The organism is Dyadobacter koreensis (assembly GCF_900108855.1).
GTDB classification, from domain to species: domain Bacteria; phylum Bacteroidota; class Bacteroidia; order Cytophagales; family Spirosomataceae; genus Dyadobacter; species Dyadobacter koreensis.
On the sequence record NZ_FNXY01000002.1, the window covers coordinates 634,333 to 649,492 of the forward strand.

General features: G+C 41.7%; 13 protein-coding genes. 7 read left to right on the forward strand and 6 right to left on the reverse strand.

Annotated features, from left to right (window positions below; translation table 11 throughout):
* Positions 1–67: 67 nt before the first annotated feature.
* Together BMY70_RS31235 and BMY70_RS07140 are read left to right on the forward strand one after the other, a co-directional pair.
* The gene (locus BMY70_RS31235; protein ID WP_143072065.1) at positions 68–277 is read left to right on the forward strand and encodes a hypothetical protein; all 210 of its coding nucleotides are present in this window, start codon (positions 68–70) and stop codon (positions 275–277) included.
* On the forward strand, positions 235–648 hold the full coding sequence (locus BMY70_RS07140) for a RagB/SusD family nutrient uptake outer membrane protein (RefSeq protein ID WP_374754695.1): 414 nt from the start codon (positions 235–237) through the stop codon (positions 646–648). The genes BMY70_RS31235 and BMY70_RS07140 overlap by 43 nt, the downstream gene beginning before the upstream one ends.
* A 333-nt stretch (positions 649–981) precedes the next feature.
* Here the strand turns inward: BMY70_RS07140 and BMY70_RS07145 are convergent, their stop codons facing one another.
* From BMY70_RS07145 to BMY70_RS07165, 5 genes are all read right to left on the reverse strand, one after another.
* Positions 982–2,445 (reverse strand): alpha-L-fucosidase, encoded by a 1,464-nt coding sequence (locus BMY70_RS07145; RefSeq protein WP_090333918.1) that lies wholly within the window; start codon positions 2,443–2,445, stop codon positions 982–984.
* A 161-nt stretch (positions 2,446–2,606) separates the two neighbouring features.
* Positions 2,607–4,025 carry an alpha-L-fucosidase gene (locus BMY70_RS07150; RefSeq protein WP_090333922.1) on the reverse strand — a complete coding sequence of 473 codons (1,419 nt, stop codon included), beginning with the start codon at positions 4,023–4,025 and terminating at the stop codon, positions 2,607–2,609.
* Positions 4,026–4,103: 78 nt separating this feature from the next.
* Positions 4,104–5,135: an isoaspartyl peptidase/L-asparaginase family protein gene (locus tag BMY70_RS07155; RefSeq protein ID WP_090333924.1), complete on the reverse strand. Its 1,032-nt coding sequence runs from the start codon at positions 5,133–5,135 to the stop codon at positions 4,104–4,106.
* A gap of 50 nt (positions 5,136–5,185) precedes the next feature.
* Positions 5,186–6,550, reverse strand: coding sequence for an alpha-L-fucosidase (locus tag BMY70_RS07160; RefSeq protein WP_090333927.1), 1,365 nt, complete (start codon positions 6,548–6,550; stop codon positions 5,186–5,188).
* Between the two features lie 135 nt (positions 6,551–6,685).
* Positions 6,686–7,528 (reverse strand): sterol desaturase family protein, encoded by an 843-nt coding sequence (locus tag BMY70_RS07165; RefSeq protein WP_090334774.1) that lies wholly within the window; start codon positions 7,526–7,528, stop codon positions 6,686–6,688.
* Positions 7,529–7,645: 117 nt separating this feature from the next.
* Here BMY70_RS07165 and BMY70_RS07170 point away from each other — a divergent pair, with 117 nt between their 5' ends.
* The gene (locus tag BMY70_RS07170; RefSeq protein ID WP_090333931.1) at positions 7,646–8,284 is read left to right on the forward strand and encodes an ABC transporter ATP-binding protein; all 639 of its coding nucleotides are present in this window, start codon (positions 7,646–7,648) and stop codon (positions 8,282–8,284) included.
* Positions 8,281–9,363, forward strand: coding sequence for a hypothetical protein (locus BMY70_RS07175; protein ID WP_090333934.1), 1,083 nt, complete (start codon positions 8,281–8,283; stop codon positions 9,361–9,363). The genes BMY70_RS07170 and BMY70_RS07175 overlap by 4 nt, the downstream gene beginning before the upstream one ends.
* Before the next feature lie 47 nt (positions 9,364–9,410).
* Here BMY70_RS07175 and BMY70_RS07180 read toward each other — a convergent pair whose 3' ends face one another.
* Complete coding sequence (locus tag BMY70_RS07180) at positions 9,411–10,124, reverse strand: SDR family oxidoreductase (RefSeq protein WP_090333937.1); 714 nt, start codon at positions 10,122–10,124, stop codon at positions 9,411–9,413.
* Positions 10,125–10,309: 185 nt separating this feature from the next.
* Between BMY70_RS07180 and BMY70_RS07185 the strand changes: the two genes are divergently transcribed.
* The 3 genes from BMY70_RS07185 to BMY70_RS07195 all read left to right on the forward strand — a co-directional run bounded on the left by BMY70_RS07185 (position 10,310) and on the right by BMY70_RS07195 (position 15,004).
* Complete coding sequence (locus tag BMY70_RS07185) at positions 10,310–11,614, forward strand: esterase-like activity of phytase family protein (RefSeq protein WP_090333940.1); 1,305 nt, start codon at positions 10,310–10,312, stop codon at positions 11,612–11,614.
* 279 nt (positions 11,615–11,893) lie between these two features.
* Complete coding sequence (gene fabG, locus BMY70_RS07190) at positions 11,894–12,640, forward strand: 3-oxoacyl-[acyl-carrier-protein] reductase (RefSeq protein ID WP_090333943.1); 747 nt, start codon at positions 11,894–11,896, stop codon at positions 12,638–12,640.
* 279 nt (positions 12,641–12,919) lie between these two features.
* Positions 12,920–15,004, forward strand: a complete 2,085-nt coding sequence (locus BMY70_RS07195; protein ID WP_090333946.1) for a vWA domain-containing protein — start codon at positions 12,920–12,922, stop codon at positions 15,002–15,004.
* Positions 15,005–15,160 lie beyond the last annotated feature (156 nt).

The window sequence follows — 15,160 nt, forward strand, 5'->3', positions numbered from 1 at the left end:
CTCCGCTTTTATTTGAATAGTTAAAAAATGTTTCAAGTATTATCAAATTGTCTACGATGTTAAATTATTGACGGATACAAAAGCCCTTGAAGAAGTGGTGGTTGTGGGTTACGGAACGATGAAGAAAAGCGACGTTACAGGTGCCATAACTTCGGTGAAGGCGAAGGATATTACTGCAATTTCGACAACGAATGCTTTAAGGTTACTGCAAGGAAAAGTTTCCGAGATCGATATTTGGCGGCTAACCAGGAATGGAGCTCACGGGATAGTTTTGTGATTCGTATCGCTGAAATGTATCTCATAGCCGCGGAAGCTCTGATGAACACAAATCCTACCGAAGCATTAAAATACATGAACGACCTTCGTAAGAAAGGTGCGATTGCCGGGAAGGAAGCGGACATGGAAATTACTACCACAGAGCTAACCATAGATTTTATTCTGGACGAACGCGGACGTGAAATGGCTGGCGAATTATTCCGCTGGTATGATTTAAGACGGACAGGGGAACTGGTGAGCTATGTCCAGAAATATAATATGGATGCAAAAGCAAACATCAAGGAAACCCATAATTTACGTCCGATTCCGCAGGTTCAGCTGGACGCAATTACAAACAAAGAAGAATTTAAACAGAACCCGGGATATAACTGATATGTCTGAAATCTTTTTTAAATGCCGGATTGCGCTATGCAGTCCGGCATTTTTTTATTTGTCGGATTATAGTTTTACTGAGCCATATTAACGTAGCATAAATCCGTATTAAGTCAAATGGGCATTTCAGATAAAAGAATATTGCATACAGAAATTTCCGATCAGACAGTGTTTTTAAGAGTATCTGAAAAAATGACCACCGCGAAGCACATATAAATATGTTGTACAGGGTTTTACGATATTATTGATGGATTTACTTATGATAAAAACAGCTTTTAAACAAAAATGCCTTCGACGCATTGTTCGAAGGGATTTTTTGCTACTCTAAAAATATTACTGAGCGTCTTTATAAAAACCAAACTCACTGATTGCTATGCTGACGGGTGATTTTGTAATTCTTAGTCTAAATTTTTGTCCTGTTACCGGAGCAGAAAGTTTTACCAGACGTTTTGCTCCAACGCTTGTTCCTGCATGGATTTCTTTCCATTCATTTCCTGTCCACACATCTACTGCAAAGCCTTCGATCCGTTGTCCAAGTTTGATATATTCCTGTAAACTGATGATATCAAAAGTGATCGGCGAACCCATCTCAATCGTTACTTCCGGCGTTTTGAAGTCTTCGTCTGTAGCCCAGTAAGATTCCGGTTTTCCATCTAAAATATTTTTGGCACTGTAAATTGAATTGTAGCCGCGAACATTTACCGCTTTTGAGCTTGCACGAGCAATCAGGTTGGTAGCAAATGTATTTTTAACGCGATCACCAAAAGTCTTTAATGCTGCAACGTCGTCTTCATGAAGTTGCCCTCTTGTGTCAGGAGCCAGACCTAAATCCAGTCCGGCACCTCGCCCTACACTTTTAAAATAGAGATCAAAAAGTTTATCGGGTGTTTTAGGCTTTTGGTCGGGGTGGTAAAACCAGCCTTTGCGAAGTGGAACATCGCATTCAGCAGGAATCCACATTTTTCCGTTTCGTGTTCCGCCTGGATTTTCATCCGCATTAGCCTGTCCGGGAACGGCAACATTTGTGCCTTTTGAAGGAACGGGGGTTAAAGTAGCCCAGGAAGTCTCGGCAGCTTCACCATCTTCGTTTCCGACCCAACGAACATCCCAGCCTACATCGCTGAAAATATTAGCTGTCGGCTGAAGTTTTCTTGTCAGGTTAGTCCAGGTAGAATCCCACTGATAATAAGTTGTGTTATCGATCGAGCGTTTTTCTTTTGCTCCGCCGTAATAGCCATCACCTCCGTTTGCGCCATCATGCCAGGACATAAACAACGGGCCATAATTTGTATACAACTCCCGAAGTTGTTCCCGGTAGATTGCGAGATATTCCGGTGTGCCATATTTCGCATTATTCCTGTCCCAGGGTGAACAATAAACCCCGAATTTTAATCCATGTTTACGCGCCGCATCTGCGACTTCTTTTACCATATCGCCTTTTCCATCACGAAACGGACTTTTTGAAATATTATATTCCGTAGTTTTTGTTGGCCAAAGCGCGAAGCCGTCATGGTGTTTTGCAACAAAAACGATACCTCTCAACCCGCCTGCTTTTGCAGCCAGGATGATTTGCTCAGCATTGAAATCCTTTGGATTAAATGATTTTGGATCTGCATCACCAAAACCCCATTCTTTATTTTCAAATGTTGTGGGCGTGAAGTGCATTATGCCATAAACTTCCGTTTCATGCCATGCAATCTGCCGTGGAGATGGCAGTGCACCGTAAGGTTTCGGGGGAGTTTGCGCAAACGAGGTAAATGCCGTAAGGAAAAATAAAGCGGCTATTTGTTTTATCATGTCGGAATTAAGGGTTTGAGGTTTCCCAGAAGAATCGAAAGTAGTAAACGTTTTTGTTTAAAGGTATTACAAATAAAGTGAAATTGTCAATTACCACCTAAGACATGTAAGTTTACCGAAGGTTCTCCATGATGCCTCAGGTGGTAGATCGAGTGGGTTAATCAGTTAATCACAAACAAATAAGCAGGTTGCTGACCAAGTGCTGAAATTGTTTTGGCAGGGATTTCTATAACTCCGTCTTTCAATTTCAACGTTTTTTTATCTCCTGCCAAACTGATTTTTGCTGATGGCGAAATCGTAAGACCTTCTGGTTTCAGGCGGCCGGGAATTGTCTCACCCGTTTCTGCAAGATAAAATGCGTACGTGGTAGTTCCCTTTTTAGTGTATGCCCATTTTCCCTGACGGTATGGGGCCTGAGGTTTGGTTTCGTAAATACCGACACCGTTCACTTTCATCCATTTCCCGATTTCATCCAAGCGCTGGTAAGCTTCTTCATGCCATTCACCGTCAGGGCCCGGCGCTATATTTAACAAAAGATTTCCCCCTTTTGAGACGATATCCAATAAAGTATGAACCAGTTTTCTGGTTGATTTAAAATTCTCTTTTGGAATATAAGACCACGAATCTCCCATCGTCATACATGATTCCCAGGGAATATCCATGTAATGATCAGGAATTTGCTGTTCCGGTGTCACGTAATTTTCAAACTCACCTGTGACGGTACGGTCCACAACAAGTAAACCAGGCTGATGTGAGCGAGCCATTTTTGCAATGCGCGCCATATCAATATCCTGATCATACGGAATACTTTTCTGCCAGCTGATATTTGGGTCAATCGTACTTTTGGGACGAATCCAGCCGCCATCCAGCCAAAGTATATCAACCGAACCATAATCAGACATTAGCTCTTCGATCTGATTGTATGTAAAATCCTTGAACTTGTTCCACTGCTCGGGATATTTCTTGGGGTCGTAGGAAACGTTTCTGTCTTTCGGCGGGAAATATTTCCACCAATACGACGGCGTATTCCAGTCAGGTTTTGAAAAATAGGTTCCGGTCATGAAGCCTTTATCACGGAAAGCAGACAAAACTTCTTTGGTTACATTACTTTTCGGGTTCGACTTAAACGGTGTATTCGTGATCTTGTAATCTGTATATTTGGAGTCAAACATCGCGAAACCATCATGATGTTTTGTAGTAAAGACAACATATTTCATACCGGCGTTTTTCGCAGCTGTTGCCCATTTTTCAGGGTTAAATTTTACAGGATTGAATGTTTTACCGATTTCTTCGTACGCTTTTTTGTATTCAAACCAGTCGTGTGAATGCGGTCCTTTTCGCTCACACCAGCCTTCATCTTCCGGACATAACGACCACGATTCTACAATTCCCCACTGGCTGTAAGTACCCCAGTGCATCAAAAGGCCAAATTTTACATCTTGCCATTTACTCAATTTCTGCTGAACCAACGGATCTGCCGGAGCGACGTAGTTGGAGTGATTTTGTTCCGAATGCTGCTGGGCAAAAGTTGCCGTTGTTAAAAATAAGAGCAGGGCAGGCAGAATAGGTTTTAATTTCATTTCAGGTATAACTATTTGTTTCAATAAAAAATATTTGCAGTGATTGATTGCCGACCGCTGAAAGCCGACAGCAAGAAGTTATGCAAAGTAACTTTCAGCATTAATCACTTTTCCTTTGCCCCCTTTTTCAGTGACGGTATAGTTAAAGCCTTTTTGTACAGAATATGCGCCAACCTCACCTTGCTTATTGATCGCAATGAAACCAACCTGAAAAGTTTTTGCACGTTCAGGATTTGGTTTGATAATTCTTTCCACCGCCTTTTTACAAGCTTCATACGGAGAGAGCCCGTTTCTCATAAACTCGACAACCAGGTGCGTTCCGCAAACACGGATTACCTCTTCACCTTGTCCGGAAGAAGTTGCCGCGCCTACTTCGTTATCAACAAACAAACCAGCACCGATAATCGGGGTATCACCAACACGTCCGCGCATTTTGAAGCCCATGCCGCTGGTCGTGCACATACCCGAAACATCTCCATTGCCATCCAAAGCGATAGTACCCATCGTATCGTGGTTGAAAGAACCATCTTCAAAACGATTTGGAGCAAAGGGACCATGGCCACCTTTTTTGGATTGCTGATGTTCAATATTGATAACAGGTTTATATTCTGCTTTCACCAGCCATTCTTTGTAAGCCTTTGCCGCATCAGGTGAGAGTTTTCCCGATTCCAGGGGGAAACCGTTTGCAATCGCAAATTGCTGTGCGCCAACGCCTGCAAGAAAAACGTGCGGCGTTGTTTCCATCAACTTTCTGGCGACGGAAATCGGGTGTTTTATACGTTCCATAAAAGCAACAGAACCGCAGTTTGCTTTTTCGTCCATGATACTTGCATCAAGCGTCACATATCCGTCACGGTCAGGATTTCCACCCAAACCGACACAACAGTTGATATCGTTTTCAATAGCAATGGCAGCCTGCTCAACCGCATCAATTGCTTTTCCGCCTTTTTCGAGAACCGGCCATGCTGCGCCATTGGCGATTTGTCCACTATCCCAGGTTGAAACAACGATTGGTTTGTTGACAGCTGTGGATGCAAATAGTTTGTTGAACTGCGTGAAAGGCAGGGCCAAAGCCGATAAACGCAAAAAAGAACGACGTGTTGGTTTCATGGTAATATTTTATCAGTTAATTATTTTCTGTCAGAGTTAATTTTTATTTTTTATAAAACGCCCTCGAGTTTGAAAACCCAGGCGGAATTGCAAGGCATAGTCTTTGGTGTTACGATGGGTGCTGAAATAATAATTTTGCCTTTCGATTGAGAAGTTTTTATCACGCCTTTATATCCCAGCATTGTTACACGCTTCGGATTTAAAATTCCTTTTACCGCAATCTGCTCCGGCCATTCCGAACAGATAACGTACAGGTCTTTCCCTTTTTTTGTATAATAGACAGAGCTGTCTGTTGTAGCCTTATTTGCACTGCTCCAACGTTCGGAACTGTAAATTGCCTCTCCGTTCACTTGCATCCATTTGCCAAGATCTTTGAGGCGCTGCTGCATAATGACAGGGATTCTCCCGTCGGCCGTGGGGCCGATGTTCAGCAAGAAATTACCTCCTTTTGAAACAACCCGGATCAGAGAATGAACAAGCTTATCACTGCTCATATAATCTTCGAGATTCTCATTACGGTTATACCCAAATGATTCACCGATGCCACGGCATTCTTCCCATGGATGCGAATCTGAAACCGTTCCCTGACCATATTCAGAGGTATAAAAACTGCCGTGTTTTCCTTTTGTATCATTTCCCCAGCGGTCGTTCACCACAATATTTTTGCTTACCGATTGGTTATTAAAAAGCCAGGCAAGAAACTCCTTGCTTTTCCATGTTTCCGACGACTGGTCCCATTCACCGTCTGTCCAAAGTAAATCCGGTTTATAACGTGTAACGAGATCTTTCATCTGAGGAATCATATGCTCGTCGACATATTTGTTCACATCAGATTTATAAGTCGGATTGAACCACTCATATAAGGAATAGTAAAAACCCATATGCAGACCTTTTTCTTTCACAGATTTTGTCAGATCGCCGGCAAGATCGCGGTGAGGGCCAACATCGGTAGAATTCCAATTCCATGATTCCGCACTTGGCCATAGAGCATAACCTTCATGATGTTTTGATGTGAGCACTACATATTTTGCACCTGACTCTTGGAACAGATCAGCCCAGTCGTCGGGGTTGAAAAGTTCCGCTTTGAATTGTCCCGCAAAGTCCTGGTACTTAAAATTTGGACCGTATACCTTTTCCTGAAAAGCGACAAATTCCTTATGGATTTTCAATTTTGGCTCCATCAGACGCTGCCAGTACCATTCGGAATAGCCGCTGCCGAAACCGTCTGCATTGGATTTAGTAGCCCACGATGGTACTGAATACAAACCCCAATGAACAAATATCCCAAACTTTGCATCTCTGAACCAGGCAGGTGTCTGTCTGGCGTCTAGTGATTTCCATTCAGCCAGATATTGGGCCTGGACATGAAAAATACAAATAAGTAAGAATACTAAAATCAGGGAAATTTTCTTCATAAAAACGTGTAACAGTAATCAACTTTGTGAACGAGCACACAATTTATTAAAAATTTTTAAAAAGTAGAACTGAAAAGTGTTTATCCAAAGTTATCTTTCTTATTTTGAAAGTATTACAAGTTAAAATTTGGTAAATTATTTTTTACCCAAATTTTCTGCAGTTGCAGATCTATATTTTTGAAAAGGTATTTGAAGAAGATTAGAGACGGTACTGTTTTCCTCTGCTTTCAGATGTGTATCGATTCCGTAAATGATTTTTTGCTGATCCAATGTTTTGAAAGTGCCAAAGGTGCGATCCCATATTGAAAAAATATTTCCATAATTGGAGTCTGTAAATGGCTGCACATAATGATGGTGGACGTGGTGCATATTTGGCGTAACAAGTACAAGGCTTACAAATTTATCCAGCCAACGGGGCAAAACGATATTGGCATGGTTGAACTGCGAGAGTACAACCGACAGTGACTGGTAGAGAAAAACAATCCACATCGGTGCACCGGAAATCAGTATTGCCAGAGTTGTAAATGCGAACCGGATCAGACTTTCTCCGGGATGGTGGCGGTTTGCTGTCGTCGTATCAACATGCTGGTCGGCGTGGTGAATAATGTGAAACCGCCACAGAACTTTGACCTGATGCTGGATCCAGTGTGCGGTCCAGGCGCCGACCAAATCCAGTATCAACAATCCGGCGACAGCCTGTACCCAATAAGGAAGATTAGGAAAGATGTGTAAAATCCCAAAATTGTTATCAACTGCCCAGGTACTTGATTTAACCAAGATAAAAGCAAGAGGAAAATTAACAAAAATGGTTGTCAGTGTGAAAAAGAAATTAACTCCGGCATGTTTCCATTTTTGATATTGATATCCAAAAAGCGGCCAGGTTCCCTCAATAATCCAGAAAAAAAGAATTCCGCCCACAAGGATTGCACTTCGATGCGAAGATGGAATCTGACCGAAATAATCAACAAGCCACTGCATATCTTGAAGCATTTGTTGTTAAGTAAAAATAACACTTTTTTAAACATTTAATCACGACTTTTCCGATGGCTTAGTTTAAATATTATCTTTGATATGACAATAACTTATATATAGGAAATGATCCTTGAAATCGAAAATTTGAAGCAGCATTATGGTGTGCTGGAAGTCCTCGATATTGTCTCCTGGAAGGTTGATTACGGCATTTACTGGATTCAGGGAGAAAATGGTGCTGGAAAGTCTACATTATTTCGTTCGCTTGCAGGCATGCTGCCATGTTCCGGAAATATAATTTTGGATGCGAAGTATGATTTTAGGGCGCATCCGGTAGATTATCGGCTGCGGATGAATCTGGGTGAAGCGGAACCTCTTTACCCTTCCTTTTTAACGCCCGCAGATTTGATTTCCTTTGTTGCTGAGGCAAAAAAAAGTCCGGCCAGACAAGCAGATATGCTGATCGATGCTTTGGGTGTAAATTATCTTAAACAAAACTTCGGTAGCTGTTCGAGCGGTATGGTGAAAAAAGTATCACTGGCGGTTGCGTTTCTTGGAAATCCCTCGGTTATCATTTTGGATGAGCCGCTTATTACCATCGATAAGGAAGCCCGGCAGGCGTTGTTCCATTTGATTCGGGCTTATTATGAAAAAGGCGTTACTTTCCTGATTTCCTCCCATCAGCTTTTTCAGCAGGAAGGCCTGGAAGTAACCGAAAGTTTTGTCCTGAAAAATAAAACCTTGGTTAAACTGAAAATGCAATGAAGATACTAATGCTTTCCACAGTCCAGACTTTTTTCAGGCAACGCGCCGGAATGTTTTTCGTTTTGCTGGCGATTCTGTTCGGTTTTATGGGTGGGAGCGAGCATTATGGTTTTGCACTTTTCTTTCTGACAGATCCCTTTGGAATGTTTTACCTGGCTGGAATCTGGATTTTATATACTTTTTTGTGCAGCCATTTTGTCAGCAATCTCTGGATTCAGCCAGATTATTCGTTTATATATCAAACCAGACTATGGCCAAATTTTAAGCGGGTCAGTCGCTTTTTTCTAATGGCACTGGGGTTTTTGCAACCCATTCTTTACTATGGGGTTTATATCCTTGCAATCGCCCGACAGGATAAACTTTTACACCGGGTCTGGCCGATTTTTATTTTTTATATGTTTTTAAGCGCAGCTGTTGTACTGGTTGCTGAATGGAGAATTCGCAATCCGCAACTATTCAATTTGAAAGCAAAAAGCTCATCTGCATGGCCATTTCCCCGCCCCGTTTCCTGGATTTATTGGTCAATCGAATGGTTGATCAGGGAGAAGGGGCTGACATTTTTGACTTGTAAAGCCGGCTCAGTCGGGATAATTATTTGTACGCTTATTTATTACCAGACCGATGTTTATGATATCCGCTTACCTGCCATCGGTTTTTCGCTTGGTTATCTTTTGAATATCGGATTGTCTTTCGAGTTATTTTATTGGGAGAATGACGTCTGGCTCTGGAATCGCTCTCTGCCTATCTCAATGCCGGAAAGATTTTTAAGAACTGGAATCATTCATGCGGTTTTGCTGGCCCCCGAAACACTTGTTGCCCTCCGCTATCAGATAATCTCATTTTCTGAAGTGATGCAGTTATACATTTTGGGGTTGGCTTTAATCATGCTTTTTCATATCTATCTATACAAACAAAGCGCACTGCTGGAAGATATGATGAAACCGGTTTTATCAGGATTTGTGATCCTGACTTTTATGATTTTGTATAAAATTCCGGTTTGGGGAATCGCGGCTGCGGGGTTTGTTATTTCTTACTATTTATATTTTAAATGGTACGGTAAAGAAAATATCAAATTTTAGTACTGTTTGTCTGAAACAGAATCCGGACAAACAGTACTCTTTCAATATTATTTTCCAGGAACAGCAGGTCTTACTTCTACTTTGCTTGGCAATGTTCTGGCGGGCATCTTGATCAAATCGGATACCATCTGGCCAATATCTTCCGGTTGAATTTTCCATGCATCTTTCTCAGAAGGCTGGTGATTCGCGAATTCCGTCGCTACTGAGCCTGGCATAATGGTAGTAACTTTGATCCCGTCTTTTCTTACATCCATCATCATCGCTTGCGAGAAACCCACCAGACCAAATTTGCTGGCATTGTAAGCGGTTCCGTCCGGGAAAAAGTTCGTTCCCGCAAGACTTGAAATATTAATGAAATATCCTTTTGTTTCCTTCAACGCGTCAAGGGAGGCTTTCGCGCTGTAAAATACACCGGTAAGATTGATGTCTATAGTTTCCTGCCATTGCTCAGGAGTCAGTTCATAAATGGAAGCAAAATGGCCAACGCCAGCATTTGCTACTACATAATCCAGTTGTCCCCACTTTTCAAGTACAACTTTTACAGCATTCTGCTGTGATTCAAGGCTGCGGACATCTGATTCGATACCGATAGCGAAACCTTCCTTGATTTTGTTCAATTCAGTTGCCGCTTCATCAGCGCTTTTTTGTGACCGGCTTGTAATTGCCACGCGAATTCCTTCTTTAATAAGAACTACGGCCACTCCATATCCAATTCCTTTTGAGCCACCTGTGATCAGTGCTGTTTTTGTTGATTCTGCCATTTTTTATTGAAATTTTTATTAGAATGATACTAGTGTTAAACAAAAGAAACCGTACCAGCTATGAGAAGGTTTACGTTGGAAGGAAATATTTGAAATGTATTTTGATCAGCAATTTAATCTTTTCATAACATCCACATAACTTCCGCCTCATTTCATAAAGGTAGTTTTACAAAAAAACAGATTTTATGAAACACACTTTACAATTTACCCTTCTTGCCACATTATCTGCGGCCGCGATTATTTCGTGTACCGATCATGCTATCGAAAATCCGAATGGCGGAAATTATCCTGCAAAAGCGGCCTTCAAGACTGCGCCTATTTTATCTACGACTTCAACGGGGACAAAAATTTACGGAAGTGGATACGGTTCTTCCATGGCGCAGGTTCCGGGCGAATGGGATTCATTTTATTTGATGACTGATCGCGGACCTAATGTGGACGGGACGAATGAGGCAAAGATTTTTCCGGTACCTGATTTTAATCCGCATATTGCAAAATTTAAACTGGTCGGTGATGAGCTGGTTTATCAATCTTCTGTTGAATTTAAAAATGCTGCGGGAGTGAAACTTACCGGTCGTCCAAATTTACCGGGTGAAGGGAATGCAGGTGAAACTGCGCTGGATTTTTCAGGTGCGCCGATCTCGAATGATGCTGAGGGCATTGATTGCGAAGGTTTGACCATTGATCCTAAGGACGGCACTTTCTGGGTAAGCGACGAATATGGTCCGCATATTGTCCATTTCGATAAGGCTGGAAAAACAATTGAACGCATAAATCCTTTCGGGACTGGGACGGGTGGCCGGAAATTGCCCAAAGTTCTTGCGCGCCGGCGTCCGAACCGTGGTATGGAAGGACTGACAATCACCCCAGACGGCAAATTTCTGGTTGGGATGATGCAGTCGCCGATATATAACCCGTCAAAAGCAAAAGTTGCCAGTTCAAAAGTTTTAAGAATTGTCGTTTTCAATATCGCCTCGGGCGAGACAAAACAATTTGTCTATATCACCGAATCGATTAAAACCTTATCAAGTGAAATCGTTGCGATTACGGGAAATACGTTTCTTGTTCTGGAACGTGATCAGGATTTTGCAGGCGGTAATCCGGCATCTATGGTAAAGAAAGTTTACAAAATTGATATCTCTGCGGCAACCAATGTTTCAGATTCGGAAAATAAAGAAAGCGGTTTGCTTTTTGGAGGAAAAACAGTTGATGAATTGTCTGATGCTGAAATTTCTTCAAACAATATCAAACCTGTAACAAAAGAGTTGGTTGCAGATATCCTGGCTGTTCCGGGAGGTTACGCACACGATAAGGCGGAAGGACTTGCCATTATTAATAACAATATGATTGCGATTGTCAACGACGACGATTTCGGTATTGTGAGCCCGGCAACGCCAGACAACACGATCATTCAGAAAATACTTCCATCAACAATGCAGACAGACCAAAATGTGATTTATTTTATTCCTTTGGCGAAAGGGTTAAAATAGTTTTTACAGTTAATTAAGTGGATTCTCCTATTATTCTTACAACCTTGCTGATCCTTTTGGCAGGGTTGTTTTTTTTCAATAATGGTTCTCTAAGTTGGTTGTAATGCCAAATTTTCTCAACCATTCAATAAAATTTTTCTGTACAACAACTGATTTATCCATCCGATTTGGGCCTAAATAACAAAAGAACTTCTCATCGCTATCTCTTTTTTTGCCCGTCTGTATAAATACTCTATTTTTGCGGTTCGAAATTCATTCTATCCGATTTTAAACCTGTTTATGAGATTAGTAGAAAATAAAGTGGCTTTGGTTACCGGAGCTTCTCGTGGTATTGGGCGTTCAATTGCTTTGCGTTTAGCTCAGGAGGGAGCAAATGTGGCTTTTACCTATCTTTCCAGTGTGGAAAAAGGAGAAGCATTAGTGAAGGAATTGGAGCAATTCGGTATCAAAGCAAAGGGATATCGTTCTGATGCTTCTGATTTTCAGCAGGCAGACCAGTTGGTTACTGACGTCGTTGCTGATTTCGGTAAACTGGATATCCTTATAAATAATGCTGGTGTGACGCGTGATGGATTGCTGATGCGCATGAGCGAGGAGCAATGGGATACAGTGATCAATATCAACTTGAAATCGGTGTTTAATCTTACCAAAGCAGCTACAAAAACAATGATCCGGGCCAAAAGCGGATCTATAATTAATATCACCTCTGTTGTCGGTATCAGCGGCAATGCGGGACAATCGAATTACGCGGCCTCAAAAGCGGGAATTATTGGATTTACAAAATCGATTGCCCTCGAATTGGGTTCGAGAAATATCCGTTCGAACGCTGTCGCGCCAGGATTTATCGAAACTGAAATGACAGATGCGGTAGATTCAAAAGCAGTGGAAGACTGGAAACAATCCATCCCGATGAAACGTGGCGGTCAGCCGGAAGAAGTTGCGGATGCCTGTGTTTTTCTTGCTTCTGATATGTCACGTTACATCACAGGCCAGGTTCTTCAGGTTGATGGCGGCATGTTGACTTAGTGCGAAAAAAAGCTTTTGCCATAATTGAGATAAAAGTGCTCTGAATTTTCATTTTTTGATTTAACCGGCTTAAAGAAAATATAACACAAATCCCGATTCTTCGTTACGAAGGAGCGGGATTTGTGTTATATGGCAAAACCGGGCGAAGAAATCCGGCTATTGCTTTTTAGTTTTTTCTCTCCTTTATTGTATTGAATATTGCTTATAATAGTGCTTTCTGCAAAAGTGTTTGCTATATTTCTGTGATACTGTTTTCGGCGAAACTGCTTACTCATCATTATGCGTTCAGAGCTTATATTTCAAACTCCATATTGGTTCATCATTTTTTGTCTTCTGGCGGGCGGCGCATATGCATTTCTGTTATACCAACCGGAAGCTTCATGGAGTAAGAAACTGAATTATGCATTAGCCGCTCTGCGTGGAATTGTCGTCGCCTTTATCTGTTTTTTATTGCTGAGCCCGCTCGTTCGCCGAACCGAAAGTATAGTTGACAAAGCAAAAATTGTTTTTGCCATTGATAATTCAGAATCTGTGAAAGGGGTAGGGCAACCCGTTTTAAAGCAGATTACCCAGGCAGCGCAGGAATTAAATTCTTCGGGATACGAGGTAAGCGTTCAGACTTTTGACAGAACGGCGGAAAATATTACCATCGATTCAATCCGTTTTGATCAGCGCAAAACCGATTTATCCGGATTGCTTCAAATGGTCAAAAGTAATTTTGAAGGAAGAAATCTGACTGATGTGATTTTGCTTTCCGACGGTATTGTCAATCAGGGTGCTGCACCTACCTTTAACCAGTTTCCTTTTAAAGTTAATACCATCGCCGTTGGAGACACCGTTCCGGTTCTGGATATCCGGATCAAAGATGTTGTTAATAACCGGGTAGCCTATCTAGGAAATGATTTTCCAATTCGTGCAGATATTTCAGCGAACGGACTCGCAGGAAAAACGACAACTATTTCTCTCAAACAGGGCGGAAGGATTATCGCAACCCAAAAAGTGCAGATTGACCGGGCCTCTTTCTTTAAGTCATTTGATTTTACCGCATCTTCTAATCAAAAAGGGATTCAGCATTATACCATCGAATTAGGATCTGTGCAAGGTGAAGCCTCCGACAGGAATAATAAGCGGGATGTCTACATCGACATTATTGACGGAAGACAAAAAATCCTTTTACTCGCTCTCACGCCGCATCCGGATGTGAAAGCGTTGAGAAGTCTTATCGAAAGCAACGATAACTATGAACTGGATGTCAATATTCTGACAGCTTCTTCGAATCCGAATGCAGATGTAATTGGCAGTAAACCCTACGACCTGGTTATTCTGCATCAGATACCAAACATTCTTGGTCTGGGCAACCCGATGGTTCGCAAGATTATAGACGCCAAAAGACCGGTGTTATATATTTTAGGAAACCAATCGGCAGTTCCTTTGTTGAATACATTGAATCGTTCTCTGACCATTAATGTGAATCAGGGGCAGTTTGATAAAGTTGCAGCTCGTTATAATCCCTTATTCCAGCAAATTAATTTTAATGAAGAAAGTTTGAAATTACTTGAACGGCTGCCACCGCTTTCTGTGCCGTTTGGCGAGTATACTGTTTCGCCTGGCACTGAGACGATCTTGTTTCAAAAAGTTGGGACTCTTAACACAAGCAAGCCTCTTTTGGTTTTAAACACGGCAACAGAACAAAAAACGGCAGTTTTGACAGGAGAAGGAATCTGGCAATGGCGGCAAGAGGAATTTGCTCTGACCGGAAAACATGAACTGGTTGATAATCTTTTTCAGAAAATAATCCAGATACTTTCTGTACGCGATGATAAGCGGAAGTTCAGGATTTATCCGGTTCGTCCCGAGTTTGAAGAAGGGGAGGAAGTTGTTTTTCAGACTGAAATTTACAACGATATTTATGAGCCTGTTTACGGGCAGGAAGTAAAACTTGATATTACCGATGAAAGCGGTAAGACGAAGACCTATAATTATACCCACACAGCAGAAAATCCGCGTTTTAATATTAGTGGATTGTTGGAAGGAGTTTACCGTTTTCAGGCAACAACATTGGTAAAAGGTGTTCAGGAAAAAATTAACGGGCAGTTTGTAGTTAGAAAGGTTGATCTTGAATTAGCAAATACTACTGCCGACTTTGGCATGTTGCGCGAACTGGCTCAAAAAACAGGAGGAACATTCGTTCAGCCCGTCACACTAAGCCAGCTGATTGAAAAGTTAAAAACAAACCGTGCACCGGATCAATTAGATAGCAGCGAAGAAATGGTTGAACTGATTCATTTGAAATGGCTGTTTTTCCTGATCCTGGTTTTACTTGGCGTTGAATGGGGATTAAGAAAGTATCACGGTGGATATTAAGGGATAAGATCCTATTTAATTTATATCTGAATTATTTTGAAGTGAAACTGAGGATAGTCTGTGATTATTTGTCAAAATTTGCGCGAATAATATACCAAAAGTCAAATCCCGGAAGGCGCATGCGCATGGTGCTGCGTAACCTTTCAGGTAATTTTT